This is a genomic window from Pedobacter frigiditerrae (genome assembly GCF_004331645.1).
GTDB classification, from domain to species: Bacteria; Bacteroidota; Bacteroidia; order Sphingobacteriales; family Sphingobacteriaceae; genus Pedobacter; species Pedobacter frigiditerrae.
Window position 1 is genome coordinate 1 of the sequence record NZ_SJSK01000006.1, and the last position, 25,756, is coordinate 25,756.

Below are 25,756 nucleotides of genomic sequence, written 5' to 3' on the forward strand. Positions count from 1 at the left end.
TAATTTTATTTCTTCAAAGGCAGCTTTAAGCTAGCCTCATTAGAGCAGTTCATTTATGTAATGGCTGCTCTAACCATTTAATGCTTCTGGCACTTCTATTCTTACATAATCCCTGTCAAAGGGCTTGTCTGTCTTAAAGATGGTGTAGATTAGCTCAAGTATTTTTCTCTGCACCGCTACCACTGACTTCATTTTTATGCCATGGCCCGATACCAGGCGGACAAAGAGCATCTTATGCTCCCTGTTATGTCTTATTGCCGCCAGGGCTGGCATGTGCATCGCCTTTCTCAGGTGCCTGTTTCCTCTTTTGGATATCCTTGGCTTTCCCTTCACGGAGGTGCCGGAATCCTTGAGCCTTACATCCAGCCCACTATAGCCAACAAGCTGTTTTTTGTTGCTTATGAGTTCAAATCCGTTGGTCTCCGCCAGGACTGTCACCGCAGTCAGCCTGCCCACCCCCGGGATCGTGGTGATCAGGCCTATCTTTCTGGCCAGCTCTGCATCCCTCTTTATTATTCCGGCCAGTTCTGCCCTGATCTCCAACTCCTGCCCGTTGATCAACTGGATTCGTTCTGCCGCCCTTCTGATGCTGCCCTGGTTTGGAAATGCCTCCGCCATCTCGGCATGCAGCTGGTTCTTCAGTACCGTCCTGTCGGTGATCAGCTGATCTCTTTCCCTGGTAAGCTGCCTGAGTTCCCTGAATACCTTTTTTGGTCTCTGCCAGTCGTCCAGTTTCCGTTCCAGCCCAAACTGGCATATCGCCTGGGAGGCGGTCTTGTCGGTAATCGTCTTCACGTCCAGTGTCCTGAAATAATTACTGATCTTGTTTGGCAGCACGATGCTCAGCTGATGCCCGTGGCCTGAGAGATAATACGCCACACATTCATGGTAAACGCCCGTTGCCTCCATCACATACCTGGTCTGAACGCCCCTCATTGTCATCCTATCCACCCATGCCACAAGATCCATGAAGCCCCTGGCGTGATTGGAAAATGTCTTGTGGGCGTATATATCTACGCCCGTGTCATGGCTCATTCGCCCAATGGACACCACCAGTTCTTTTTTGGCCACGTCAATGCCCACCGCCTGTTTTACCGTCATAGTCTTTGAGTTTTAATTGAACCCAAGTGAGTGACCTTCCCTCGTCTTTTCTCCTGCTGGATATCCTGGCTATAACGTTGAACGATATGCCTTACATTCTGTTCAGAGATAACAAACATAGGAGAAGTCGGGACAGGTACGCTCAGACTGACATACAAAAAAAAGCCCTTTAATCTTTCGACTAAAGGGCTTAGGTTTATTTGTGTTTTGTATTACTCGCTAACTTCTACTTTAGCAGCTTTTTTGGTAGCTTCTGGTTTTTGCTTAAACCAACCTTTAATTTTCTTAGAATTAATATCTCCTAATAAATACATACAAGGCACTAATATCAAGGTTAAGAAAGTTGCAAAGGCAAGTCCGAAAATCATTGTCCATGATAATGGTCCCCAGAACGCAACGTTATCACCTCCAAAATATAAATGTGGGTTAAACTCTGTAAACAATGTAGTAAAGTCCATGTTTAAGCCTACTGCTAAAGGTATTAAACCTAACATAGTTGCAGTTGCGGTTAATAATACCGGAGTCATACGGGTACGGCCAGCTTCAATTACAGCTGCTTTAACTTCCATCCCTTGTTCAATTAGTAAATCAGTAAACTCCACAAGTAAAATACCATTTCTAACAACTATACCTGCCAATGCTACAATACCAATACCACTCATTACGATAGACATTTCCATTCCGAAAATGGTAATACCTAATATTACACCGATTATACTGAACAAAATCTCGCTCAAAATAATTAATGGTTTACTGATAGAGTTAAATTGAGTTACCAAGATGATCAAAATTAAACCAAGAGCAATTAACATTGCTCTTCCTAAAAAGGCCATGGTTTCCATTTGCTCTTCTTGCTCACCAGCCATTTTAACGGTTACACCAGTAGGTACTTTATATTGATTAATTTCTCCTTGAATTTTAGCAACAACCTCATTCGGATTTGCATCTGCTAATACGTTAGAAGATAAAATGATGATTCGTTTTTCTTGCTTACGTTTAATGCCACCATAAGTATTTACATAATCAACAGTTCCGAATGATGACAATGGAACTTGACGAATAATTCCGCCCATACCCATATCACGGTAAGTCATCTTCATGTTTCTTAGTGCATCAAGGTTGTTCCTTTGGTTTTCTTGAGAACGTAAAGTGATATCGTAATCTTCATCTACATCTCTAAACTTTGAAACTTCCTTGCCAAAAATTGCTGTACGTAGATCACCACCAATTTGTCCAGAAGAAATACCTTCTCTGTTTGCACGTTCTCTATCTAAATTAAATACAATCTCAGGTTTGTTGTTCATGAAGTCTGATTTCAACTCCTCTATGCCATATATTCTTTTAGCAACAATGTATTTTTTCAAACTTTCAGAGGTTTTTACTAAAGAGTCAAGATTGTCTCCTGTAATTTCAATACTAATTGGTTTCGCCGTTGGCGGACCCCCTTGTTCTTTCGCTACCGTAATTTCAGCTCCAGGAATACCTTTTACAGCTTCCCTGATTTTGCTTAAATAAGTAGATGTTTCTGGACCAGTACGTTTGCCAAACTGAACAAAGGCAATGGTAATTTTACCTTTGTTAGGATATTCACCTTGATCCTCATCTTGTGGGTCGGTTACACCAACTGTAACGTTCGAAATGATTGAAGAAACATCTTTGTTGTTTTTTCCGCCAACAACATCCGTTACTTTTTTCTCTAGTTTTTTAACAACTTCATTGGTGTAGGCTTGGTCTGTTCCGAGTGGGAGGTTTAAATAAACATAAATAAAGTTTGGATCTCCTTCTGGGAAAAACACCACTTTAGGTGGTAAAACAGTCATTAAACCTATTGTAAACACTAACAATCCTAAAGTTCCAAATAACATAGCTCTTGGCCAGTTTAATGCTCTGGTTAATAACCTTGCATAACTTGCCTGAAAACGTGGCCATAAGTTGTTTTGAAAATTCTTAACGGCATTTTCTAAGAAGAAATGGTTTAGTAAATAAAGCAAGGTCATTAATACCATGAAGTTACCAAGCCCAAAACCTATTAGGTAAGAAAAAACAGTAACACCAATCATTATTAAAGTCGTTCTCTTAACCTTTTTATCAAATTTTGGTCTGTGCGTTTCATGGTCTTCAATTTCCATGAAATCTACTGCAAAAACAGGGTTCATGATATAAGCCACAACTAAGGATGCCAATAAGGTGATGATTAATGTTACAGGTAAAAAGAACATGAACTCGCCAATAATACCTGGCCAAAATAACAATGGCACAAAAGGAGCAAGGGTTGTTAAAGTTCCTGAAAGTACAGGCATAAATACCTCACCAGCTGCTGCTTTTGCTGCTTTTACAATCGGAACCTTCCCGTTATTAAAAATACGGTGTGTGTTTTCGATTACCACAATCGCATCATCTACCACAATACCTAATCCTAAAAGGAAGGAGAAGAGTACAATCATATTCATGGTAAAGCTAAAGCCAAATATCCCGCCAATAAACGGCATGGTAATAAAGGCAATAAACATTGATAGTGGCACAGATAACGCAACGAACAATGCATTTTTAACGCCCATAAAGAACATTAAAATAATGGTCACCAAAATAAAACCAATAATAATAGTGTTAATCAAATCATGTAAGGTTACACGAGTTTGATCAGATTGGTCTCCAGTTACAGTAATCTCTAAGTTTTTTGGTAACGAAGTACCTTTCAATTCTTTAATTAAAGCATTGATTTTATCAGAAGCCTCAATTAAATTTTCGCCGCTGCGTTTTTTAATATTTAAGGTTACTACGTTTTTGCCATACAAACTAGCATAGCTATTTTGTTCCTTAAAACTATCCTTAACTTCGGCAATGTCTCTTAAATAAACAGAAGAACCAGTAGGAGTTTTAATAATTAAATTAGCAATTTGATCTGCATTGGTGAACTCCTTTTTAACATTAAGTGTTCTTTTAATGCCATCTATTGCAATATCACCACCAGATATGGTTAAGTTTTCATAAGCTACGGCACGTTCAATATCACCAAATGAAATCTTAGCAGCTTCCATTTTATTCAAGTCGACATTGATTTGAACCTCTTGTTCCAAGGCTCCAACAATGTCAACACCAGAAATTTCCTTGAAACTTTCAATTCTATCTTGTAAATCCTTGGCGTATTTTTTTAAGCTTTTTAAATCATAATCACCCGAAAGGTTGATGTACATGATAGGTAAATCTGCCAAATTAATGTCAGAAACAATTGGGTCATCGGGCAAATCGCTCGGCAAATCTGTTTTAGATTTATCCACAGCATCTTTTACTCTTTGTTTTGCTTCTGCTATTTCGATATTGGTATTAAATTCAGCAACAATTACAGAGGCATTTTGATAAGAGTTTGAGGTTACCTTTTTAAGTCCCTTAGTAGATTTTAATTGTTTTTCAATTTGTTTGGTTACTAAAGTCTCCATATTGGATGGAGAAGTACCAGGATAAATTGTTTGTACAAATATTTTTGGAACAAGTACCTCAGGGAAATTTTCCTTTGGTAAGCCCATGTATCCAAAGTATCCCATAATGGCAATGATAACAGTTAAAACATATATAGCTGTTTTGTTATCTATAGCCCAGCTTGAGGGACCAAATTCTTTTTTAAAGTCGTCTTTCATCTATTTTAAGATTAAGCGTAAATATGATTGGTGTATTTTGTAATTAGAATTTAACGGTATCGTCCTCATTCAAATTCTGTGCGCCTGCGGTAATTAATTTATCACCAACTTTTAAACCTGAAAGTATTTCTACCTTACCTTCATAGGTTTTGCCCAATTTAACAGTTGCTTTTTTAGCAATGTTATTTACGGCAATGAATACAAAGTCGCCACTTTCAGATTTTTGAATAGCTGAAACAGGAATTACAATTGCTTTTGCATTTTGATAATCAACAATTTTTAGCACGGCTAACATATTAGGGCGATATTTTTTGTTAGAAGGCAAGTTGATTTGAACCTCAAAACTTCTTGATGAAGGATCGATAGTTTTTGAAGCAAAATTGATTTTTGTTCTTAAGCTATCTGGTACGTCAGGAAAAATTACATTTACTTCATCACCTTGGCTAACACGACCAGCATAAGTTTCTGCAACAGATGCTTTAGCTTTTAAATTGCTCGCATTAATAACTCTAATGCTTGATAGACCAGGCATTACTGCATCTCCAACTTTTAATTCCATTGCATCAACGGTTCCACTTATTGGAGATTTAATTTTATACATCGAGATTTGAGAACGTAAAGTTGCAATTCTATTTTCAGCAGCTTCCTTTTGAGTTTTAGCATTAATGTACTGAACCTCAGTTCCGATTTTTTGATCCCAAAGATTTTTTTGCCTGTTAAATAAGCTAGTAGCTAACGTTAATTGAGTTTGTAATTCAGCAATGTTCTGACGTAAAACTTTATCATCAATTTGCGCTAAAACCTGGCCTTTGCTAACATTTTGTCCAACTTTTACATAAACCGCTGTAACAACACCTTGTGCTTCTGATGTAACTAAGATATTCTCTTCGGCGTCAATTTTACCTTGTATTTCTAAGTAATTTTTAAAGCTAGATTCGGTTACATCAGCAACTGAAACGTCTTTAGCTACCACTTTTGAGGTGTCGCTTGCACCTAATTTTGTTTCTAAGTCTGCAATTTTAGCATCTAACTCTGTACGCTGTTTTTTTAAGTCTGCTAATTCAGCTTTTGGATCTTTTTTATCAGAACATGCTGCTAAAAATGCGATGGCTGCTATAAATAATATTCTTTTCATTATAAATTGATTTTGTAAGGTTAGTAGTTTATGTTTCCTAAAGCTTTATCAAGATTTACTTTGTTTATCAGCATATCATATAAAGCATTGATGTAATTATTTTGAGATTCTTTTAGCGAAGTTTCGGCAGTGGTTACTTCTAAGCTAGAGCCAACACCTTGGTCGTATTTAATTTTAGTAACACGTAAAACTTCTTTAGCCAACTCCATGTTTCTTTTTTGGTTTTCTAAAGATTGTTGTCCGTTTAAGTAAGTAGTTTGTGCTTGATTGACTTCCAAATTAATTGCATTCTGTGCATTAATTAATTCATTATCAGTTTTAAGAGATGCTAATTTCGCATTGCGAAGCTGATAAAGTTTTTGGCCACCAGATATCAAAGGGACTGACAGCCTTAAACCAATAACTGTAGTTGGGAAACGAGTATCATATAAATTAGAAAATTTGTTGTTTTGGAAATTGGAAGAAGTACTTCCAAAAGCACCTAAGCTTGGTAAAAACAAACTTTTGTAACGCTTAACATCTAACTCATTCAATTTCTTTTGAGTTTGCAATAATGAGTACTCAATTCTCTTATTAAATACTTCACTGTCGGTTAATATTGGGTTTTTATCAATGTTTACATTGTTAATCTTATCTGTAAGCTCCAATTTACTGCCAATGGTCATTCCCATTTGAAACTTCAAAAGGTTGATATTTAGCGCTAATAGTCTAATTACGTTTTCGCGTTCTGTAAGTAAGTTGTTGTTAAGTACACTTAGCCTATCAACATCAATTTTCTCTACAAAACCGTTTTTAAACATTTGCTCTGTATCATTTAATGATTTTTTTAAACGATCTAAATTGGCATCTATTAATGCTAGTTGCTCATTGCTAACCAAAACAGAATAATATCCCTTGGTTACTGCAACTGCAGTTTCTATCCGAGTTCTAGTAGTGTTTTTGGTAGATAATTCTTTGTAAGTTCTTGATGCTTTTAGGCCAACAAGATAAGAACCATCAAATAATAACTGATTAATTTCTAAACCTACAGATGAGTTAAATTTTACTCCAAACTTAACTGGAATTTGCGTTCCAGGTTGCCCAAAAACTTCTCCGGGCAATAAACTTGTAGGTACTTTCAAATAATCTTGAAAACTTGCATTTGCACTTACTTGTGGTAAGCCAATACCAATTGTTTGCTTAACAGTGTTGATTGCTATTTGCTCATCTATTTTAGCATTTTTAATGTCAATTTGATGATTCAATGAATACGCAATAGCTTCTTGTAAGCTAAAACTTGCCGTGGTGTCTTTAATTTGTGCTGTTGCCGGTATGGCTAAGCCCAAAAATAAGATGATGATGTAAAGTTGATGTTTCATAAAAGGTTATAATGCTTGCGACGATTGTTGTTTGTAATAATTAATTTTTTCTAATCCCGCATGGTTACAAATACCATACAAGAAATGCTCTGTTATTTCTGCCATTACCTGAGCAAGGTTGTATTTTGCCATTTTATATTGGTCATGCTGATTAAAAATTAAATCAACTTGGTCTAAACGCATTTGTGTTAAAATCTCCTTGTTAATTTCTGGGCGATAAAAGCCTTCACTTATACCACGCTCAAGATTTACATGGATACATTTACCCAATCTATTTTCTTTAAATTCCCTAAAATGTAGCCAAGCTTTAGGATGATACTTTTGCAAGTCATAAAAAAGCTTAGGATTCATGGTAGTCAATAACTCATTAATATTAGTTATGGCAAAAAATATTTCATGTACTGCATTCTCTGCATTTTTTGCACAAAAATCCATTGTGCAATCTTGATTAGATAGTTTATCCTTTATCAGAATATTAACCAATTCATCTTTATCGCTAAAATGCTGATAAATGGTTTTCTTCGACATACCCAAGTGTTTGGCAATGTCATCCATGGTTACGCTTTTAAAACCGTATTGGCAAAAAAGCTTATCCGCCTCTTCAACTATATATTCTTTAACTTCCAATTTTGCTCCTTAATTATTTTAGTAAAACTAGCCCCAAATTTTTCTGATTAAAATCTCTATCTCCTCGGCTATGGTAGTTTCTACTTTATTATATTCCAACATAATATTAAATGATGGCGCAAAACTATGGAAACTTTTTTTAATTCCAAAGTTTCCTGATTAAAATTTTGATCTCTTCTGCGAGCGTTAGCTCATTCTGTGTTGTTTCCATGCTACAAAAAAAGATAAAAGAGTTTAGTTGCTATAGGTTTATTCGGTGAATTAAGGATTTGAGTAGGTGAAAATCTGAAGATTGTATTTTAATTGATTTTTCAGCATAAGCTCATTTAATATTTTATTCTATCTTCGATTTGTATAACTAATTATCTCAAAACGGTCGTCATTTTATGAAAAAAGGAAGAATTGAAGCATTTAGCGATGGTGTACTTGCCATAATTATAACTATTATGGTTTTGGAATTAAAAGTTCCACATGGGGATTCTATAAAAGATTTAATGCCGTTGCTATTTGTCTTTCTTAGTTATGTTTTAAGCTTTATTTATGTAGGTATTTATTGGAACAACCATCATCACATGTTTATGGTGGTAAATAAAGTAAATGGCGCCATACTTTGGGCCAATTTGCATTTACTGTTTTGGCTTTCTATGATTCCCTTCGCCACAGCGTGGATGGGAGAGAACCATTTCACCCCAGCGCCAACAGCACTTTATGGCTTTGTTTTGTTAATGAATGCAATAGCTTATACCATTTTATCTATGATTTTGGTTAAACATCATGGTGAGAATTCTTTATTATCAAGAGCATTAGGGAGCGATTTTAAAGGAAAAATCTCTTTGACATGTTACATCATCGCTATTCCTTGCGCTTTTATTCTCACTTGGATTTCTGGAGTATTATTTGTTTTGGTGGCGTTACTTTGGTTAATTCCTGACAAGAGAATTGAAAGGGTTATTCATGAGGAAGAAATTAGCTAATTAGCTAATTAATCAATTAGCTAATTAATATCTTTGCCCCATGCCAATCTTACAAGAAAACACTTCCTTAAAAAACTATAATACATTTGGTATTGATGTAAATGCGAAATACTTTGCAGAAGTAAAAAGCATAGCAGATTTAAAAGAGGTTTTCAGTCATCTGATTGCCCCAAAGGGGCTTCTTGGGAGCAAGGAAAAACAATTGTTGGTGTTAGGTGGAGGCAGTAATATGCTATTCACTAAAGATTTTGATGGATTAGTTGTCAAAGTAAGTATACCTGGCATCAGTTTTACAACAGAAGGTGATGATGTGATGGTTACTGCAGGTGGTGGCATAGTATGGAACGATTTAGTAAATTATTGTGTGGATAACGGTTTTGCAGGCATCGAAAACTTAAGTTTAATCCCTGGAACAGTAGGGGCTTCACCCATACAAAACATTGGTGCTTATGGCGTAGAGCTTAAAGATGTATTTCATTCTTGCCAGGCATTTGAAATCGCCACTGGCGAAATAAGAACTTTTACTTATGCAGATTGTAAATTTGATTATAGAGATAGTGTCTTTAAAAATGAACTTAAGGGGAAATACATCATCACCTCGGTTGTTTTCCATTTAAGTAAAAAAGCTAACCTACAAACACATTACGGAGCCATTACAACAGAGTTAGAAAATAGGCATATTAACGAGCCAACTATTGCAGATGTTTCTAAAGTTGTATCTCATATTAGGGTGAGTAAATTACCCGATCCAAAAACAATTGGCAATGCAGGTAGTTTTTTTAAAAATCCCGTTATCGAAAAACCAGCATTTGATAAGTTAATTAAAAAATTCCCAGAGATAGTTAATTATCCTATAGCAAATGGAAATGTAAAATTAGCTGCGGGTTGGCTAATTGAGCAATGTGGTTTTAAGGGAAAAGTTGTAGGTGAAACTGGCACATGGAAAAATCAAGCCTTGGTGTTGGTAAATCATGGTCATGCAAGTGGACAGGAAGTGTACAATTTTTCAGAACAAATTATTAAAACTGTGTATACCAAATTTAATGTTCAGCTAGAACGTGAGGTAAACATATTGTGACAAGTTGATTTTCGACCATTTTAGTAGGGTTTTCGTTAAAGTTAATTCAGATTTTAATTTTTTGGTATTATAGTTGTATAAGTGTAATTAGATATAACAGTTACTTCGAACCAAATAAAAGTTTCTGTTTCTTTTTTAAAACTTAAAACTAAAAACTATGACACAGCTACAATTTAACCACCAATTGCACGATTATTCTGGTTCATTACAGTCATTCGCTTTAAATTTTACTAAAGATGTCGAAGACGCCAATGATTTGGTACAGGATACCATGCTTAAGGCTGTAACATACTACAGCAAGTTTAAGGAAGGTACAAATCTAAAAGGTTGGTTATTTACCATTATGCGCAATACGTTTATCAATAATTACAGACGTATGGTAAAAACAAATACATTAATTACGCAAAGCGAAGATATTTCTTCGGCTAACCTGCATTATAGCGCAACTCGTAATGATGTAGAGAGTAAATTTGTTTTAGGCGATATTCACAAAGCCTTGGCTACCTTACAGCCAGAATATTATGTGCCGTTTATCAAATATTTTGAGGGATTTAAATACCATGAAATTGCCGAAGAATTAGATATTCCTATTGGGACAGTAAAAACTCGTATCCACGTAGCTCGTGGAATACTTAAAAAATACTTAAAAACTTATGCAAAGGACCTTGCATCTACAGAAGCATAATAAAACCTGAAAAACATATACCGAAAAGGTTCTCTAGTCGCAGATTAGAGAACCTTTTTATTTTTGTGACCTTTTAAACGAAGGCAAATCATTACTTTTGAAAATCTGAATTAATAAGATTTCGAATGACCTATACTTTTTTACAACTCAATTTATTTTTATTCCTAATTCCATTTGCACTAGCATTAGATAAAAAAGTATTTAAAATAGAAAATATTCGCTCCCTAATCGTTCCATCACTAATTGTAACGGTGATATTCTCTGAAATTGCAGTCTTTTTTACCGGGTTAAAAGTTTGGGAATTTAATGCTGCTTACTTGGTTGGTATATATTACAGGGAACTTCCTTTAGAAGAATATCTTTTCATTTTTACTTTCAGCTTTGCTGGATTGGGCATTTACAATTATTTAAACGCTAAGTTTCCTAAAAACGACCTGCAAAAATATAGTTTAGCACTAAGTCACGCTTTAATGGGTGTTTGCATAGCGATGTTGTTTTTCGCCTACACTAAATGGTATCCGGCTATTACTTTTGCATTTTTAATGATGCTTTTAATTGGGGTAGAATACATCAATACATTAAGATTCATGTATAAGTTTTATAGGGCATTCGTGGCCTCGTTAATCCTGTTCTACATTTGTTATGGTGTTATTTGTAATTTGCCAATAACTACATATCAGGCTACTGAAAACTTAGGCTTTGATTTATTCAAAATCCCATTTGAAAATTACTTTTTTACAATGGGGATGCTTTTGTTAGGCGTTTATTTATTGGAATTTTTTAAATCTAGAAAGTCTGTTTAATGGATTTGCCAATTTATAGCAAACAACAACTCGCACTTCGAAACGGACAAGATAAGCCCGAAATATGGGTGGCTTACAAGGGAAATATTTATGATGTGGGCAGCAGTCGATTATGGAAAAATGGCAAACATTATGAGCATTGGGCCGGACAAGATTTAACCGATGAATTGCCCGATGCACCACATACCGAAGCGGTTTTTGAAAAGTTTGAGGTAATTGGCCTCCTGAAATAAATACCTCAACATCAAATTATTACAAACAATAAGGCTAGTGCTTCGTTTTTAGGTTAATACAACCTAAATAATGGAATACATTGTTAAACAAAAAATCAAGATAAAAGCCAAACCAGCTGAAGTTTGGGATGCATTAACTAATCCTGAAAAAACAAAGGAATATTTCTTTAACGCGAAGGTTTTTTCGACGTGGAAGGAAGGGAGTAGAATAACTTTTAAAGGAAGGATGTTTTTGATCATTAAGTTTGAAATGATTGGTAAAATCTTGGCAATTAAACCAGAAAGTCTTTTGAAGTATACTTTAAAAAATAGCGGTGATAAAAAAGGCAAGTCATTTTCTACAGTAACTGATAAATTAACTTATGCTAAGGGAATAACCACCCTTACGATAACTGATGATGTTGGCAAAGGTGAAGGAGCAGAAAAGAGATATAAACGCTCTACAAAAGGCTGGAAAAAAGTATTGAAGGGCTTGAAAAAATTAGTTGAGCAAAAATAGAAAGGGCAAGCTAAGCAGCTTGCCCTTTCTATTTTTGGAGGATATAAACTAGTCTTGCGTAATCTCGAAGCTACTTAAGCTTACAAACTGTTGCAAACGAGCTGCGATTGTTGTTTTGTCTAATTCTAATAATCTTTCTGTTCCGAATTTCTCTACACAGAATGATGCTAAGGCAGAACCATAGATTAATGCGTTTTTCATGTTATTAAAGTTCACTGTGCCAACTTGTGCCAAGTAACCAATAAAACCTCCGGCAAAGGTATCGCCTGCGCCTGTAGGGTCAAAAACATCGGCTAATGGAAGGGCAGGAGCAGAGAAGATTTTGTCTTCGTGGAATAACAAAGCGCCATGCTCACCTTTTTTAATGATCAGGTATTTTGGTCCCATGGTTAAAATCTTGTTAGCGGCCTTAACTAAAGAGTATTCTCCAGATAATTGGCGAGCTTCAGAATCATTAATGGTTAATACGTCGACCAATTTAATGGTTTCCAATAAATCATCCATCATGATGTCCATCCAGAAGTTCATGGTATCTAAAACAATTAACTTAGGGCGTTTATTTAATCTTTCTATAACTGTGCGCTGAATTTGAGGTGTTAAATTGCCCAACATTAAATATTCGCAATCTTGGTAGCTTTCTGGAATTATTGGGTCGAAATGCTCCAATACGTTTAACTCTGTAACCAAAGTATCACGACTATTCATGTCGTTATGATATTTTCCGCTCCAAAAAAATGATTTTTCGCCTTCTTTAATTTGTAAACCTTCAGTATCTACGCCATGATTTTCAAGTAGAGCAATATCCTCTTTTTTAAAATCATCACCTACAACAGCCACAATTTTTGTCTTGTTATAGAAGTAAGAAGCAGCTAAACTAGCGTAAGTTGCAGCCCCACCTACTATTTTATCTGTTTTTCCGAAGGGAGTTTCAATGGCATCGAAAGCCACAGTACCTATGATTATCAGGCTCATATGATTTTTGTTAAATTTTTTTTAATTTTTTTCACTGCAAATATTGCATAAATAATTTAAAAGCCCTAATATTGCATTCCCAAAACGAACAAGGCTTTATGTGTTGCACATCAATCCAAAGCCGTTTTAGGAATAACCAGTACTCCTTCTTAGCTCAGCTGGTTAGAGCATCTGACTGTTAATCAGAGGGTCGCTGGTTCGAGCCCAGCAGAGGGAGCCAATGCCCTTCACGATATCGTGAAGGGCATTTCTGTTTTTAGCTGATTCTCAAATCGTTGAATACTGCAAATAGAGGCCGATTTTTGGTTCGAACCCAGTGTCCGCACCCATACTGTGCAAAGCTTCTAAAAAACTCAAACTTGCTTTACTAATACCTTCTTAGCGAATAGATTATAATTTATATTCTCTGCTTTTTTTAGCTCGATGCTATTAAATTCGATAGGATTGCAAGTTTTGCTGGCATTATATAGTTTAAATGCTTGTTCTGAAAAGAAATAGATGAGGTCAATATATTTCTCTGCTTCTTCTTCAGAAAGAACTGTGCCTTTGACTTTGAAATCTTCGATTACCTTTTTAGTGGTAAGCTTTTTTTGATTTTCCATTATGGTGAGTTTTGGTGAATTCTTTTTTAAATATTTGCCTGCTCATTCTTATCGCTATATTTGGATTAACAAACTTACTACAGCACGCTCAATGTATCTTCGATTTACCACTCAATTTATAAATCCATATGGAGAACTGGAAACGGGTATATTTATGGCATTAAAATATCTGAGAGAAGATTACTCCCTTACAAATGATGAAGACATTGTAAAGCTTAAAGGACTTACAGTTTGGTTTAATAAAAATTTGGAAAAGCCAAGTAGGTTTTCTAATGGAACAAGTAAGCATAATGCTGCTATTTCCTTATCTTGGTTTAAAGATACAGCAAGTGAGCATCTTAAAAAAATGCAGGAATTTATTAAAATAGCTGAGCAATATGATATAGGAGTTGAAAGGATTATTAGTAAAAATCCAGGCTATGTTGTCTATGAAGATGAATATCAAGTTTCAGCTATCCCTTTTAAAAATGATCGCAAAAATGTAATATAATTGGATTATTCAAAAGGATCTTCATCAATTTTTGCCATTCTGGTAAGGTCGTCAAGTAGATTTCTAGAAAAGCACACAGCTTCTGGAGCCATAATGGGCAAGCACGGTAAAACGGTCGCTTGCCCTCTTTTTTTAGCCCATAATTTGCTGTTAATCTGATAGATAAGAGCAATAAAAAACTCACCTTAGCGGTTCGATCTATATATGGTTCAGGAGAAAAAGATGGCTCTGGTTCAGGTTGATGCCAAACAATAGGCCAAGCCAAGGCCTTACCTAATAAATCCAGTTCTTGCTGTACTTGTCGAGCAGATAATCGGCATTAAAGGGTATATTTCGGAGAAGTTTCAGCGAAATCTCCGACATGTTGTTCAACTTTATTTTTATTCCAAAATCGCCTTAGCCTCCAAATATTCTTCCAACCCAAAAACACCATATTCTCTGCCTATTCCAGATTGTTTAAAACCTCCAAAGGGAGCTTTGGAATCGTGTGAAAGACCGTTAATGCAAACTCTTCCTGCATCAATTTGAGATGCTACACGGTACGCTCTTTCTTTGTCGGCAGAACTAACATAGGCACACAAGCCATAAGCAGTATCGTTTGCAATGGTTATCGCATCTTGTTCATCTTTATATGGGATAATGGATAATACGGGGCCGAAAATTTCTTCCTGAGCAATACGCATATTATTTTTTACATTCGTGAAAATGGTTGCTTTTACAAAATTTCCGTCTTCTAATCCTTCAGGTTTATCCGTTCCGCCTATTAATAATGTGGCACCTTCTTCTTGTCCGATTTTGATGTAATCTAAAACTCGTTCGTATTGCTTTTTACTTACCATCGGGCCAATGGTGGTATCGCTATCTTTTGGGTCACCCACTTTTAGTTTTTCTACTACTGCTTTGGCTATTATATTTACTTCATCTAGCTTGCTTTCTGGTACAATTAAACGGGTAGCTGCTGCGCAGGCTTGCCCGCTGTTCAGGAAAGCAGCAATTATTGCTGTGGGTATAGCTTCTTCCAAATTGGCATCATCTAAAATAATATTGGGCGATTTCCCCCCCAATTCCAGCGTTACTCTTTTCATAGTATCAACGGCACCTTTGGCAATAATTTTACCTACACCAGTTGAGCCGGTAAAAGCGATTTTTGAAATATCCGGATTACGGGTAAGTTCTGCACCCACTACATCGCCTAAACCATTCACAAAGTTCACAACACCTTTTGGCAAACCAGCTTCGTGAAAGCATTCTGCAATTACCTGTGTTTGTTGGGTGCTCATTTCGCTTGGTTTAACCACTGCTGTACAACCTGCTGCAATAGCTGTCGAAAGTTTTGTAACAATAAATCCGTTGCTCATATTCCAAGGAATAATGATGCCCACCACACCTACCGGTTGCAAATGGACTTTTGATTTTCCGGTGGTAGGTTCAAAGTCAAAATTTTTCAACGTGTCAATCATTGCATTAATATCGTCAACGGCAAACCGGGCAACCATTGAACTGAACTGGAACACTCCGCCATATTCTTCCACCATTATATCGGTTAAATCCTTTTCACGCCTGCTTATCACAGAACGTAGCTTTTCTAAATAGGCAATACGTTCTTCCTTGGTTGTTTTTGAAAATAATTTTAATGCATCCTTAGCTGCAGCTACGGCGTTTTGAGTATCCACTTCATCGCCTAATGTAACTTCCCCTGTTTTTTGATTAGTGGTTGGGCTGATTATATCCAATACTTGTTTGCCGTGTGGTGTTACAAATTCACCATTGATGTAAATTTTATCAATTGTTTTCATTTCTGAATATTTTTTTGTTTACACAAAATTCACCAATCATACCTTCACAACGTTTTCTTGACGGCTCAAAAATTAGTTGCTGTGTGGCTCAATAAATATGTTCTGAATAAAAAAACAACCATTCCGAAAAGTTCAGAATGGTTGTTTTATTTTTTGAATTGCCTCACGTCTAATCTAGTTTGCTAGCACAGTTATAGTCCGAATTGTTTTTTAAACCCATTAATAAAAGTATCATCGTCTTCAGTTGAACGCTTTTCTAAAAGAGCTACTGCGTCCGGTGTTGCAGGATAACGTAATTGATTGGAGCCATCGGTTGCAGCTTCATAAATTTTTTCGGCTACAACCCTGGGCGAAACACTATTTGCTCCAACATCTTCTATCATTTTCTTCAGGGTATTCATCAAGCCCTGATATTCTTCAATACTCTCGTCATTTTTAAAATCAAAAGAAGTGCCTGCGAAATTAGTTTCGGTAGCTCCAGGCTCGATAATTTTCACTTTTACACCAATTGTTTCCGCTTCAAAACTCAAACTTTCTGAAATACCTTCCACCGCAAATTTTGTTCCGTGGTATAATGCTCCGAAAGGAAAAGTAAACCGTCCACCCATAGATGAAACGTTGATGATAATGCCATCTTTGTTTTTTCTGAAATGCGGTAGAACAGCTTTCGTAACATCTAATAACCCAATCACATTGGTATTGAACTGACGGATGATACTTTCTCTGTCAAAAACCTCTAAAGGTCCATAAGCACCATATCCGGCATTGTTCACTAAAACATCAATTTTGCCGAAGCGTGCTATTCCTTCTTCTACCGTTTTCTGAATAGTTGCAGGAACCAGCACATCCAATTTGGCTACCCATATATTCTCCAAAGCCTTGAATTCAGATGCTTGTATTTTTTCCGGCTCCCGTACTGTTGCTATTACATTCCAGCCTTTTTCTGCAAAAAGTAACGCAGTCGCTTTACCGATGCCACTACTGCTTCCTGTTATTAAAATTGTTTTGTTCATACAGTTTTATTTTAAAATTTAATTGTGGAGGTAAAGCTATAACAGTGGTTAAAATTTTCATTTTCTATACGGCTCAATTTTTATTTTCTATAAAGTTCATTATGCTAATTTTTATGATGAAAAATGACCGTTCAAAAAAATTCTGAACGGTCATTAAAATTTTTGAATTTGCCTCATGTCTAATTAAACCTGGTAAAACAGTTATAATTACAGGTAGAAATGATGCTAAGTTGAAGAAAGTTAAATAGTTACCCAATAAATCTCCTGTTTTTGAGATTTAAAATCAAGGGATAACTACAATTTTACCAAATTGTGTGTTGCTTTCTAAATATTTATGGGCTTCCACTATTTCAGACAAAGCAAATGTTTTATTTACTAGTGGTTTGAATGCACTATCTTCCACACCATTACTTACAAATGCGATTGCTTGAGGTAATTTTACAGGATCGGCAAGAATTTCCATAGCGTTATAACCTTTTATGGTAGGTGTTTTCATTAGCACCTGCATTGCAGGAAATACTGAGGGAGCAGAGCTCAAAATGCCATAAACATAAACTTTTCCATATTCGGCCACAGTAGAAACTAATTCACCGAATTTTTCTCCTGTTACAGGATCCAGGATAATGTTGGCACCTTTGCCATTTGAAATAGTGGCTATTTCATTTATTAAATTGTCTTCAGAGGTAACAACTACATACTTAGCACCTGCATTTATCAAGGCTTCTTTTTTACTAGCCGAAGTAGTCAAAGCTATTGAAATACCTCCCAAATAGTTAACAATTTGAATGGCAGCAAGGCCAGTGGCACTCGATGCTGCATTAATTACCACAATGTCACCTGCTTTCATTTTTGCAGAATCTACTAATATTCCATACATTGATAAGTAACTTGTCCATAAAGTAGCTGCTTCATTGAATGACAACTTTGCCGGATGCTTTTGCACGGCATAGGCCGGGACTATGATATAATCTCCATAAGTGGCATAATCATGCAGTGAAAACGCTGGTATAATACTAACAACATCACCAGCGCTAAATTGGCCACTTGCATCATTGCCCACGGATTCCACAATGCCCGAAGCTTCATAACCAAGCATAGCTGGGAACTGTGGCGTCTCTATATACATTCCGTTCCGATACATTACATCAGCTCTGTTTAAACCAATGGCCTTAACTTCAATCAATATCTCGTGACTCTTAGGGATAGGCATTTCTACTGTTTCAAGTGTCAACACTTCCGCACTTCCGGTTTCTTTGAATTTTACAACCCTTACTGTTTTTTGACTGTTCATTTTTTATTTTTTAAAATTATGAAGACAAAAGTAAAACAGCTTGCTTACTTTTACATCGTTAACAACAAAATGTGTTATACGCACAAAAAGGAAGTAATGGAAAGAATTAAAGAAAACTCAACGAACAATCACAATAGAAAATTCTTAACAACATGTGATATGACTTATGCCATACAATTAATAGGTGGAAGGTGGAAACTATTGATACTCACTCACCTGAGCAAGGGTAAATTACGTTTTGGTGAACTTAATAAGAAAATCCCACATATTACAGAACGCATGCTTACCCTTCAGTTGAAAGAAATGGCCGAAGACAACCTGATCACAAGAAAGGTATATGCAGAAGTACCTCCGAAAGTAGAGTATGAATTAACAGTTTTGGGAACGGAACTTATACCGGTATGTTTACAATTGAGTGATTGGGGAACAAAGCATCGTGCAGCCACTTCAATTGGCTAAATTTAGACAGCACTACCGCTTCTACAGCTATAACGAATCAATTTCAATAGGCTATCCAAAAAAAATGTTCTTAAAACTTTTCCGTTCTTTCGTTGCAACATTTATTACATCAAATCTTTTAATTGTATTAAACGACCCCATATCTGAATCACTATTTATCAAAACTGCACCTACTAATATTACATACTTGCAGTTATAACTCGTTTTTTCAACCAACGTGTTTATTCTTTCGTCAATTGCTTCGTAAATAACTTCTGTGGCCTCTAATATTGGTGTCTGAGCATTTAAAATCCTTTCCTTTTGCTTAAACAAAATTTGTTCGATGGTATTCATTTGATAATCCATATCAGTAATATTCCCTTCAGTTATTGTCCCGTCTATTAGTTTAGCCAAGGCTCCTTTTGCAGCCCCACAACAGCCACTGTTTTTACTTTGTCCAAATCGTTGTATTTCTCCAATGTCCCCTGACTTAGTAATGCCAATATGTGGACCATAGTAAATGTAAACAGCACCATTATCTGGTACGTGACTGGCAAATGCTCCCATACCGGTTAAACCTGTAAACGGAAAGCCGTTTAATCCGCCCATTTTAAAAGGCCCTAAAAATTCCTGTGCTCTTGCAGGGTACTGAATGCTATTTACATCGTCACTGCAAACACTATCTGCTACCATTATCTGGTTAGGTTCAAGCTCTAAGTTATTCTCCACAAAATCAATCAGTATATTTACACTATCAATAGTTGTTAGTGCATTGGGATACCATTTTCTAATGATTGCTAATTTTTGTTTTTTAAGCATATATTTTTTTTTAAAAGAAGGCATAATACACCGTGGTTGTAAGTTTACAAGTCTTTTTACCTTACAACAAAACACCATTATTACTTGAAATGGGTTGAGGCAATTCTTTTTCTCCCAGCATTTCTAACAAATCAATTTCAATGGTTCGGCTCAATGATAGCATTGGAATGTCATTCGCCATTCCCTGAAAAGGGTTTTCGGTATAATCCCCAATAAGCTCCATCATTACATACACATAACCAATGAGTGCCGTTATAGGAATGGACAGCCAAATGCCCCAGCTTCCTACTTTCATCAATTCGGGAATTAGGCTGAAAGGCATTAGTAAAAGAAAAATTCCGATAAAATACTGGCTCATACTTGCATACTGCCTTGGCAACGGAAATTTTTTAATCCGCTCCACAGCTCCCTGATTTTCATAAAAAGAATACAGAATTTTTTGCAATTCAATATGACGAAAATCATCAATGGTATAGTCGCTCCTTAATTCAACTAAGTCTTTTCCCTGATAATCGATAATCTGTGTAGCGGGGGTTTTATAACTGATTAATTTTTTATACTCATTTTCAGGCAGGTAGCGTTTTAATGCGTTTGAGGTAATATCATCATCTAGAAGCCCCACACCGTCATTTCTTTGATATTTTTTTGCGGTTTTCCCAATTGTCCCTCTTTGTGCAGCGTGTTCCCAAGGTGCAACCTGCAATAGTTGGTTTCTAAGGGCATATACCCATCCGATATGCCGGTACAGTAATCGCTTTTTGATGGCCTGTAAATCTTCTTCCGAAATTTTTTCTTTACGAAACAGGTTGCTTACAAAATTATTTACATAACTGCCCCAAGCCCGACTATTATTTACAATAGCTCCCCAAACTTTTCGTGCCTCCCACATTCTATCATAAGCCGCATTATTTTTAAAGCCCACATAAAATGCTACCGCAGTACCTATTACAGAAACAGGCAGCCAAGGGATATAAAAATCAATCAGCCCAAATTTATACAAAAGGGTAATAGCTGTGGCTCCCAAAAGAAGCCAAGCTATATGGTGTGCCGACCATTTCCATAATTTCCGAAAATCAATACTTCTTTGTACTATCATTTTTTATAATAGTTAAAGTGTTTATCTATTCTCAATCCAATCAACCAGCAATTTGCGTTCTGCAAAAAGCCATTTATCATTTTGTTTTACATAGCTGTCTTGGTAACGAATAGCAGCTACCATCAGTTTTTGCTTACCATCTTCTATGGTTAAATGATGTGCCATACAATAAGCGATGCCCGTTGCTTTATCGCCATTCAGTTTTACAGTGCTTTGCCCATTGAAGTGCATCGTTGTGTTGTATGTGTTCAGGTTATCAAAGACAGGAAACAAATCTGCCCTGCTGCTAACAACTTGCGATGGCGTTTCTGATTTTGGGTCGTAATACACCTCGAAATTGGTGTCTTCGGTAAACAATGCCATTTGCCCTTGTGCATCCCTTGTATCTGCACAATAGGCATAACTGTCCACTAATTCGCGAATAGCTAAGCGGTCTTGCGCTTCCTTAATTTTTTGTTCGTAGTTCATTTTTTTTTATTGATTAATTATTAAACTTTCTGCGGGTGTAACTCCGTATTTCTTCTTGAATGAAGTGTAGAAGTGTGATAAATTTTCAAAGCCCAAATCCAAATAAATATTTGAAGGCTTTTTGTTTTTTTGATGAATAAGATAATGGGCTTCTTCAAGGCGTTTTTCTTTAAGCCATTTTGCAGGTGGAACTTTAAATGATTTTACAAAATCTCTTTTAAATGCTGCCAAACTTCTCCCTGTGAGTTTTGCAAAATTTTCTATCGGTGCATTGTAATGATAGTTTTGTAACATATATTTTTCGATGTCTATTTTATACGGCTCTGAAAAATCAAATAGAAAAGTGGAGAGAGAAGGGTTTTGACGTTGCAGCAATTCTATGCTTTCATTGGTTTTAATACCTGCCAATTTTTTGCTTATTTTTTGAGATTGCTCTACATAGGGTAATAGTGATTGAAAATAACTTTTCAGCAATGTATCAGGTTTTAGCAAAAGATTTTTTTCTCCCGTATAATTTTTGCTTTCGTGGATGGAGTTGTCCTCTGCATATTGCTGCAAAGCTGTAGTTGTTATGATTACAGAAATGACTTTATATTCTTTATCCTTAGCAGGGATTTTTAACGTTTTTACAAGTTGATTTTTCCTGGTTAAAAGAATTTGATTTTCTTTGAGTATCAACAAACCATTTTGATGTTGGATACGTGTTTCACCGGAAATTTGAAAAGACAAAACGTGATGTGGCACAAATTGTTCGTTGCCGCGTTGCTGGTCAAAAGTACAGGAATACACAAAACTGTCTTCCAAAACCCGTGTCACAGGTATTATGCTTTTGTTCATTTTATTAATGCTATTAATTGTTGATGATATACCGTGTTTCTTGCATTGGTATTGCTATCAATAAACATCAATATAGTCATTAGTGCAATAGTGGTAATGCCAATGGCCCTCCACAAAGGCGTATTTACAAAAAAAATCAGCAATACTGCCACAAGAATAATAAGGGGAAGCACTTTAAAGACGAGTGTAAAGTCATTTTGAGATTTTGCTGTACGTTCTGTTTCCGCTTGCACAAATGCTTTCGCATCGGTAGTATAAGCTGTTTCAAATTGTGCAATCCTTGGCTTGTTGGCAAAATATAAACCTGCTGCGACTGCAACGATTAATACACCTGCAACCAACATTGGCCAAATAAAAGCCTTTGCCATAGAGGTTTTGCCCAATTGCCAAAAGCCAAAAGCCGCCAAGAAAAACAGCAAACTAAGCAGTAAAGTTATTTTGGAGGAAAACACCTCGGCTCTTGCCCAATCGGTACTTAATTTTAAAATGTCCATTTGTAGTAAATTGATAGTGCAAAGATGTACATTTTCTAAGAGAACGTATTTTCTGTAAGGCTCAAATTTCATTTGCTGTGGGGCTCATTCTGTAAATTGTAATTAATTTTTTTTGCTTATTGGAGGCAGTTCAGGTATTGGTTTGGCAACAGCAAAATTAGTTGCTTCAAAAGGTGGTCGTGTAATTATTGCATTGAGTATTCAACAGCGTATAGACGGAGTCTTGCAAGAAATAGCAACCGAAAGTGTTGGATACGCCATAGATGTAACAAATGAAATATAGGTAAAAGCCGTCGCAAAATATGCTGCTCCATTTATCAACACTACAGGTTCTGTTGTCCTGTCCAGTGGTATTGCAAGCAATAGACCTAACAAGGAATTGGCACCAATACGAGTGAATATTGTTTCTCTCGTAGCGGTAAAAACACAACTATGGGATGAGATGTCAGAAAGATCTTGAAGCTACTTAAAAGTTAAATTGGTTTCTGAATAAAACATATATACACAAAAGTATTTCCGTCAATATCAGCTAAAATCTAGAAGACCTGATTTCGGTTACAATTAAGAATCTTTCAAATGAAAAAGAAGATCATTGAATTATTCCAAATCATCTACATCAATTTTTGAAATTCTAGTAAGGTCGTCAAACAAATTTCTAGAAAAGTACACAGTCTCGGGAGCTCACAACCAGTAGGTTAGCCCCACTCCGTCCGAGTGGGGCTTTTTTATTTCTATAGATTGTATGTTATTCTATATCTTTTTTGTTTAGAAAAATATTTAATCTCCTGATTAAGGCTTGACGCCAATAACTTTTTTACACAACTTTTGAAGCGGAACAATATATCTCACATCAATATTTTATAGGCAAATACTTGTGATGATTATTGCAGTTTACACAGCTTAGGTATTAAGCTAATAATATATTAATTGTAGTTGTAATGCACTTGTGTTCAGCGAATATTCAGTCAATGGATTGTGTTTTTAAGCTAAAGAGAGGGTTTGGTGACATAGTGCATTGGCAAAGGATGCAATACGTTGTGTCCTTTCTAGAACTTAGGATACAGAAATTTTTATTTCCGCTTATTTTTTCAAAATTTAAGGAAATATCAAGGGCTTTCATTTTATGCATAAACAGCAGCATTCGTTCATCCGCAGAGTTTGCAACCAAAAAACATACCTAATTCTTTCAAACAATAGCAGTCTTAAGTCAGGATTTCAGAAAGTGGCACAAAAATTCAATTGCAATCCCCTGCAAAATCTTAAGTGCTTTATTGAATGAAAGAATTTATAAAAAATAGGATAAAATATTATTAAATCCTAGAAATCGTCCTCCTCTTGTAACTGGGACTTATTGCTTAGTAAATCGTTTTACAAAGTATTTGCATGGCATTTTTATTTGTATATATTTGTTTAACGCTAACCAAATATGCAACTAAGTGATCATATAAGTGATGAAGAATTGTTTGTTCTGTTGCAAAAGGGCAGTCATGTTGCCTATGCAGAAATTTACAAAAGATATAGTCGCTTGTTGTATCTACATGCCTATAAAAAAACTGGAGAAAGAGAGCTAGCGAGAGATTTTACCCAAGATTTATTTACTGCACTTTGGCTCAAAAGGGAAGAGATCAATATTAAAACCTTACTTTCTGCTTATTTATATACCTCTTTAAGGAATCGTATTTTGGATTACTTTTCTCGAAAGAAATTAGAATCAAATTATATCAATTTTCTCGAATGTTATGAGGCCGAAAAAAATGACCTGACAGATCATTTAATTAGGCACAAACAATTGATGGAAATGATAGCAGAAGAAATTAGCGCACTTCCTTCAAAAATGCGCCAAGTATTTGAATTGAGTAGAAATGAACACTTGAGCCATAAAGAAATTGCCACACAATTGGAGATCTCAGAGCAAACTGTTCGTAAACAAATTCAAAACGCCTTAAAAATAATGCGTCCCAAGCTAAGTATAATGCTGATTTTCTATTTTTTAAGTTAAAATTTAAAAAATCTACCCCATACCTTCTAGTTGTTCGTCTACTGTTGTGATAAGGATAATTAATCATCCTTAAATACATGCAACCTAACCAAATACAAGACCTCATTAGCCGATATCTTTCGGGCAATTGCACTGAAGCAGAAAAAGCTTTGGTAGAAACTTCTTATCTTAAATATCTTCCAAATCATGAACCATTAAAAGAAGAAGAGATTGCCGAAGATTTGAAGTTGATAGCAGCTAACCTTCAGTTTTCCAAGCCGGAAATTAAATTTACCCTACTCAAAAAATTAAGTATTGCGGCAGCAATAGTTGTTGCTTTTGGTGGCTCCCTATTTTTTGCCTTTCGAAAGGAAAGTAATTACAGTGTTGCAAAAAATAACCAGGAGAAAATTCTGCCTGGTACTGATAAAGCAATTTTAACACTTGCAAATGGTAGGCAAATTATCCTAGATAAAAATGCTTCTACACTGGTAGTGGATAGCATAGCTGGAATTAGCATTAAGAAGACAGCAAATGGCGAACTGGTTTATGAAATCCTAAATGTAGCTAATAGTACAAATTCAACAAATCAATTTAATACTATAGCAACCCCAAGAGGAAGCCAATATACTGTTGTATTACAAGATGGGAGCAAAGTTTGGTTAAATGCTTCATCATCTTTAAAATATCCTTTGGTATTTAATGGCGATAAACGTAAAGTAGAGCTAAACGGTGAAGGTTATTTTGAAGTTGCAAAGAATAAAGAGAAACCTTTTATTGTGCATACTGCCAATCAGGATGTAGAGGTATTGGGTACACATTTTAACATCAATGCTTATCCAGAAGAAAAAGAAACTAAAACTACCTTGTTGGAAGGGAAAGTTAGGGTATCTACCGCTAATGAAAAGGCATTAATGAAACCTGGTGAACAAGTTGTGAATTTTAAAAGTGGCAATACCCTAAAATCAGCCATGTTAGAAGATGCAAGCGAAAGCATTGCGTGGAAAAACGGATTGTTCTTGTTTAACCACGAAGACCTTTATGGGATAATGAGCAAGGTTTCGAGGTGGTACAATGTTGAAGTAGAATATAAAGGGAATTTTAACAATCAATATTACAGTGGTACTATTTCCAAATTCGGAGAGGTAATAGATGTATTGAAAATAATGCAATTAACGGGTTCAGTGAAATTTAAAATTGAAGGAAGGAGGATCATAGTTATGAAATAATGCTACACCCTTAACGGCTTAAAAAAAAGACCCAAAGTGTTTGAGCCACTTTAGGTCCTCGGCCTAAGCCTAATGCAAATCAAATAAACCTATATCAAAAAAGTT

At 35.7% G+C, this 25,756-nt stretch carries 26 protein-coding genes and 1 tRNA gene; 12 read left to right on the forward strand and 15 right to left on the reverse strand.

The genetic code is table 11. The annotated features are described in order from the left end of the window. Positions 1 to 69: 69 nt before the first annotated feature. From EZ428_RS19365 to EZ428_RS19385, 5 genes are all read right to left on the reverse strand, one after another. Complete coding sequence (locus tag EZ428_RS19365; RefSeq protein WP_131554867.1) at positions 70 to 1,101, reverse strand: IS110 family RNA-guided transposase; 1,032 nt, start codon at positions 1,099 to 1,101, stop codon at positions 70 to 72. A gap of 212 nt (positions 1,102 to 1,313) precedes the next feature. Beyond that, on the reverse strand, positions 1,314 to 4,736 hold the full coding sequence (locus EZ428_RS19370) for an efflux RND transporter permease subunit (protein ID WP_131554868.1): 3,423 nt from the start codon (positions 4,734 to 4,736) through the stop codon (positions 1,314 to 1,316). Positions 4,737 to 4,779: 43 nt separating this feature from the next. Further along, entirely contained in the window at positions 4,780 to 5,871 is a 1,092-nt protein-coding gene (locus EZ428_RS19375) for an efflux RND transporter periplasmic adaptor subunit (RefSeq protein WP_131554869.1), read from the reverse strand. Positions 5,872 to 5,891: 20 nt separating this feature from the next. Further along, a complete protein-coding gene (locus EZ428_RS19380) occupies positions 5,892 to 7,229 on the reverse strand; it encodes a TolC family protein (protein WP_131554870.1) in 1,338 nt (445 codons plus the stop codon). Between the two features lie 6 nt (positions 7,230 to 7,235). Further along, a complete protein-coding gene (locus EZ428_RS19385) occupies positions 7,236 to 7,856 on the reverse strand; it encodes a TetR/AcrR family transcriptional regulator (protein WP_131554871.1) in 621 nt (206 codons plus the stop codon). A 386-nt stretch (positions 7,857 to 8,242) separates the two neighbouring features. Between EZ428_RS19385 and EZ428_RS19390 the strand changes: the two genes are divergently transcribed. From EZ428_RS19390 to EZ428_RS19415, 6 genes are all read left to right on the forward strand, one after another. Beyond that, positions 8,243 to 8,830 carry a TMEM175 family protein gene (locus EZ428_RS19390; RefSeq protein WP_131554872.1) on the forward strand — a complete coding sequence of 196 codons (588 nt, stop codon included), beginning with the start codon at positions 8,243 to 8,245 and terminating at the stop codon, positions 8,828 to 8,830. Positions 8,831 to 8,870: 40 nt separating this feature from the next. Beyond that, positions 8,871 to 9,908: a UDP-N-acetylmuramate dehydrogenase gene (gene murB / locus EZ428_RS19395; protein WP_131554873.1), complete on the forward strand. Its 1,038-nt coding sequence runs from the start codon at positions 8,871 to 8,873 to the stop codon at positions 9,906 to 9,908. A 157-nt stretch (positions 9,909 to 10,065) separates the two neighbouring features. Then, entirely contained in the window at positions 10,066 to 10,593 is a 528-nt protein-coding gene (locus tag EZ428_RS19400; protein ID WP_131554874.1) for an RNA polymerase sigma factor, read from the forward strand. A 125-nt stretch (positions 10,594 to 10,718) separates the two neighbouring features. Further along, entirely contained in the window at positions 10,719 to 11,396 is a 678-nt protein-coding gene (locus EZ428_RS19405; protein ID WP_131554875.1) for a lycopene cyclase domain-containing protein, read from the forward strand. After that, positions 11,396 to 11,629 (forward strand): cytochrome b5 domain-containing protein, encoded by a 234-nt coding sequence (locus EZ428_RS19410; RefSeq protein ID WP_131554876.1) that lies wholly within the window; start codon positions 11,396 to 11,398, stop codon positions 11,627 to 11,629. Before EZ428_RS19405 ends, EZ428_RS19410 begins: the two co-directional genes overlap by 1 nt. A gap of 70 nt (positions 11,630 to 11,699) precedes the next feature. After that, positions 11,700 to 12,128 (forward strand): SRPBCC domain-containing protein, encoded by a 429-nt coding sequence (locus EZ428_RS19415; protein WP_131554877.1) that lies wholly within the window; start codon positions 11,700 to 11,702, stop codon positions 12,126 to 12,128. Between the two features lie 48 nt (positions 12,129 to 12,176). On the opposite strand, the gene EZ428_RS19420 is transcribed toward EZ428_RS19415, so the two are convergent. Next, complete coding sequence (locus tag EZ428_RS19420; RefSeq protein WP_131554878.1) at positions 12,177 to 13,100, reverse strand: PfkB family carbohydrate kinase; 924 nt, start codon at positions 13,098 to 13,100, stop codon at positions 12,177 to 12,179. 143 nt (positions 13,101 to 13,243) lie between these two features. On the opposite strand from EZ428_RS19420, the gene EZ428_RS19425 reads away from it, so the two are divergent. Beyond that, positions 13,244 to 13,320, forward strand: a tRNA-Asn gene (locus EZ428_RS19425). Positions 13,321 to 13,453: 133 nt separating this feature from the next. Here EZ428_RS19425 and EZ428_RS19430 read toward each other — a convergent pair. Continuing rightward, positions 13,454 to 13,702, reverse strand: a complete 249-nt coding sequence (locus EZ428_RS19430) for a hypothetical protein (protein WP_131554879.1) — start codon at positions 13,700 to 13,702, stop codon at positions 13,454 to 13,456. A 1-nt stretch (position 13,703) separates the two neighbouring features. Between EZ428_RS19430 and EZ428_RS19435 the strand changes: the two genes are divergently transcribed. Beyond that, complete coding sequence (locus EZ428_RS19435; RefSeq protein ID WP_131554880.1) at positions 13,704 to 14,192, forward strand: hypothetical protein; 489 nt, start codon at positions 13,704 to 13,706, stop codon at positions 14,190 to 14,192. A 380-nt stretch (positions 14,193 to 14,572) separates the two neighbouring features. On the opposite strand, the gene EZ428_RS19440 is transcribed toward EZ428_RS19435, so the two are convergent. The 3 genes from EZ428_RS19440 to EZ428_RS19450 form a co-directional block, all read right to left on the reverse strand. Further along, complete coding sequence (locus EZ428_RS19440) at positions 14,573 to 15,988, reverse strand: aldehyde dehydrogenase family protein (RefSeq protein WP_131554881.1); 1,416 nt, start codon at positions 15,986 to 15,988, stop codon at positions 14,573 to 14,575. Between the two features lie 191 nt (positions 15,989 to 16,179). Continuing rightward, a complete protein-coding gene (locus tag EZ428_RS19445; protein ID WP_131554882.1) occupies positions 16,180 to 17,001 on the reverse strand; it encodes an SDR family oxidoreductase in 822 nt (273 codons plus the stop codon). 283 nt (positions 17,002 to 17,284) lie between these two features. After that, positions 17,285 to 18,292, reverse strand: coding sequence for a zinc-dependent alcohol dehydrogenase family protein (locus tag EZ428_RS19450; protein WP_131554883.1), 1,008 nt, complete (start codon positions 18,290 to 18,292; stop codon positions 17,285 to 17,287). 18 nt (positions 18,293 to 18,310) lie between these two features. Here EZ428_RS19450 and EZ428_RS19455 point away from each other — a divergent pair, with 18 nt between their 5' ends. After that, a complete protein-coding gene (locus EZ428_RS19455; protein WP_317126460.1) occupies positions 18,311 to 18,751 on the forward strand; it encodes a winged helix-turn-helix transcriptional regulator in 441 nt (146 codons plus the stop codon). A gap of 51 nt (positions 18,752 to 18,802) precedes the next feature. On the opposite strand, the gene EZ428_RS19460 is transcribed toward EZ428_RS19455, so the two are convergent. From EZ428_RS19460 to EZ428_RS19480, 5 genes are all read right to left on the reverse strand, one after another. Beyond that, on the reverse strand, positions 18,803 to 19,549 hold the full coding sequence (locus EZ428_RS19460; protein WP_131554884.1) for a hypothetical protein: 747 nt from the start codon (positions 19,547 to 19,549) through the stop codon (positions 18,803 to 18,805). A gap of 61 nt (positions 19,550 to 19,610) precedes the next feature. Continuing rightward, positions 19,611 to 20,645 carry a bestrophin family protein gene (locus EZ428_RS19465; protein WP_131554885.1) on the reverse strand — a complete coding sequence of 345 codons (1,035 nt, stop codon included), beginning with the start codon at positions 20,643 to 20,645 and terminating at the stop codon, positions 19,611 to 19,613. 21 nt (positions 20,646 to 20,666) lie between these two features. After that, positions 20,667 to 21,113, reverse strand: coding sequence for a nuclear transport factor 2 family protein (locus EZ428_RS19470; RefSeq protein WP_131554886.1), 447 nt, complete (start codon positions 21,111 to 21,113; stop codon positions 20,667 to 20,669). A 6-nt stretch (positions 21,114 to 21,119) separates the two neighbouring features. After that, entirely contained in the window at positions 21,120 to 21,950 is an 831-nt protein-coding gene (locus EZ428_RS19475) for a helix-turn-helix domain-containing protein (protein ID WP_131554887.1), read from the reverse strand. Further along, entirely contained in the window at positions 21,947 to 22,444 is a 498-nt protein-coding gene (locus tag EZ428_RS19480; RefSeq protein WP_131554888.1) for a hypothetical protein, read from the reverse strand. The genes EZ428_RS19475 and EZ428_RS19480 overlap by 4 nt, the downstream gene beginning before the upstream one ends. Positions 22,445 to 22,556: 112 nt before the next feature. Here EZ428_RS19480 and EZ428_RS19485 point away from each other — a divergent pair, with 112 nt between their 5' ends. The 3 genes from EZ428_RS19485 to EZ428_RS19495 all read left to right on the forward strand — a co-directional run bounded on the left by EZ428_RS19485 (position 22,557) and on the right by EZ428_RS19495 (position 25,651). Further along, positions 22,557 to 22,727 carry an SDR family NAD(P)-dependent oxidoreductase gene (locus EZ428_RS19485; protein ID WP_131554889.1) on the forward strand — a complete coding sequence of 57 codons (171 nt, stop codon included), beginning with the start codon at positions 22,557 to 22,559 and terminating at the stop codon, positions 22,725 to 22,727. A gap of 1,143 nt (positions 22,728 to 23,870) precedes the next feature. Continuing rightward, the gene (locus EZ428_RS19490) at positions 23,871 to 24,443 is read left to right on the forward strand and encodes an RNA polymerase sigma factor (protein WP_131554890.1); all 573 of its coding nucleotides are present in this window, start codon (positions 23,871 to 23,873) and stop codon (positions 24,441 to 24,443) included. A 77-nt stretch (positions 24,444 to 24,520) separates the two neighbouring features. After that, positions 24,521 to 25,651, forward strand: coding sequence for a FecR family protein (locus tag EZ428_RS19495; protein WP_131554891.1), 1,131 nt, complete (start codon positions 24,521 to 24,523; stop codon positions 25,649 to 25,651). The last annotated feature ends 105 nt before the right edge of the window (positions 25,652 to 25,756 follow it).

Coding starts and splice junctions, on each gene's coding strand:
- EZ428_RS19375 (WP_131554869.1), bottom strand. CDS start 5,871: ATGAAAAGAATATTATTTATAGCAGCCATCGCATTTTTAGCAGCATGT.
- EZ428_RS19435 (WP_131554880.1), top strand. CDS start 13,704: ATGGTGAGTTTTGGTGAATTCTTTTTTAAATATTTGCCTGCTCATTCT.
- EZ428_RS19420 (WP_131554878.1), bottom strand. CDS start 13,100: ATGAGCCTGATAATCATAGGTACTGTGGCTTTCGATGCCATTGAAACT.
- EZ428_RS19380 (WP_131554870.1), bottom strand. CDS start 7,229: ATGAAACATCAACTTTACATCATCATCTTATTTTTGGGCTTAGCCATA.
- EZ428_RS19465 (WP_131554885.1), bottom strand. CDS start 20,645: ATGATAGTACAAAGAAGTATTGATTTTCGGAAATTATGGAAATGGTCG.
- EZ428_RS19410 (WP_131554876.1), top strand. CDS start 11,396: ATGGATTTGCCAATTTATAGCAAACAACAACTCGCACTTCGAAACGGA.
- EZ428_RS19440 (WP_131554881.1), bottom strand. CDS start 15,988: ATGAAAACAATTGATAAAATTTACATCAATGGTGAATTTGTAACACCA.
- murB (WP_131554873.1), top strand. CDS start 8,871: ATGCCAATCTTACAAGAAAACACTTCCTTAAAAAACTATAATACATTT.
- EZ428_RS19365 (WP_131554867.1), bottom strand. CDS start 1,101: ATGACGGTAAAACAGGCGGTGGGCATTGACGTGGCCAAAAAAGAACTG.
- EZ428_RS19475 (WP_131554887.1), bottom strand. CDS start 21,950: ATGAACAAAAGCATAATACCTGTGACACGGGTTTTGGAAGACAGTTTT.
- EZ428_RS19495 (WP_131554891.1), top strand. CDS start 24,521: ATGCAACCTAACCAAATACAAGACCTCATTAGCCGATATCTTTCGGGC.
- EZ428_RS19405 (WP_131554875.1), top strand. CDS start 10,719: ATGACCTATACTTTTTTACAACTCAATTTATTTTTATTCCTAATTCCA.
- EZ428_RS19430 (WP_131554879.1), bottom strand. CDS start 13,702: ATGGAAAATCAAAAAAAGCTTACCACTAAAAAGGTAATCGAAGATTTC.
- EZ428_RS19490 (WP_131554890.1), top strand. CDS start 23,871: ATGCAACTAAGTGATCATATAAGTGATGAAGAATTGTTTGTTCTGTTG.
- EZ428_RS19460 (WP_131554884.1), bottom strand. CDS start 19,549: ATGCTTAAAAAACAAAAATTAGCAATCATTAGAAAATGGTATCCCAAT.
- EZ428_RS19415 (WP_131554877.1), top strand. CDS start 11,700: ATGGAATACATTGTTAAACAAAAAATCAAGATAAAAGCCAAACCAGCT.
- EZ428_RS19455 (WP_317126460.1), top strand. CDS start 18,311: ATGAAGACAAAAGTAAAACAGCTTGCTTACTTTTACATCGTTAACAAC.
- EZ428_RS19390 (WP_131554872.1), top strand. CDS start 8,243: ATGAAAAAAGGAAGAATTGAAGCATTTAGCGATGGTGTACTTGCCATA.
- EZ428_RS19480 (WP_131554888.1), bottom strand. CDS start 22,444: ATGGACATTTTAAAATTAAGTACCGATTGGGCAAGAGCCGAGGTGTTT.
- EZ428_RS19400 (WP_131554874.1), top strand. CDS start 10,066: ATGACACAGCTACAATTTAACCACCAATTGCACGATTATTCTGGTTCA.
- EZ428_RS19445 (WP_131554882.1), bottom strand. CDS start 17,001: ATGAACAAAACAATTTTAATAACAGGAAGCAGTAGTGGCATCGGTAAA.
- EZ428_RS19470 (WP_131554886.1), bottom strand. CDS start 21,113: ATGAACTACGAACAAAAAATTAAGGAAGCGCAAGACCGCTTAGCTATT.
- EZ428_RS19450 (WP_131554883.1), bottom strand. CDS start 18,292: ATGAACAGTCAAAAAACAGTAAGGGTTGTAAAATTCAAAGAAACCGGA.
- EZ428_RS19370 (WP_131554868.1), bottom strand. CDS start 4,736: ATGAAAGACGACTTTAAAAAAGAATTTGGTCCCTCAAGCTGGGCTATA.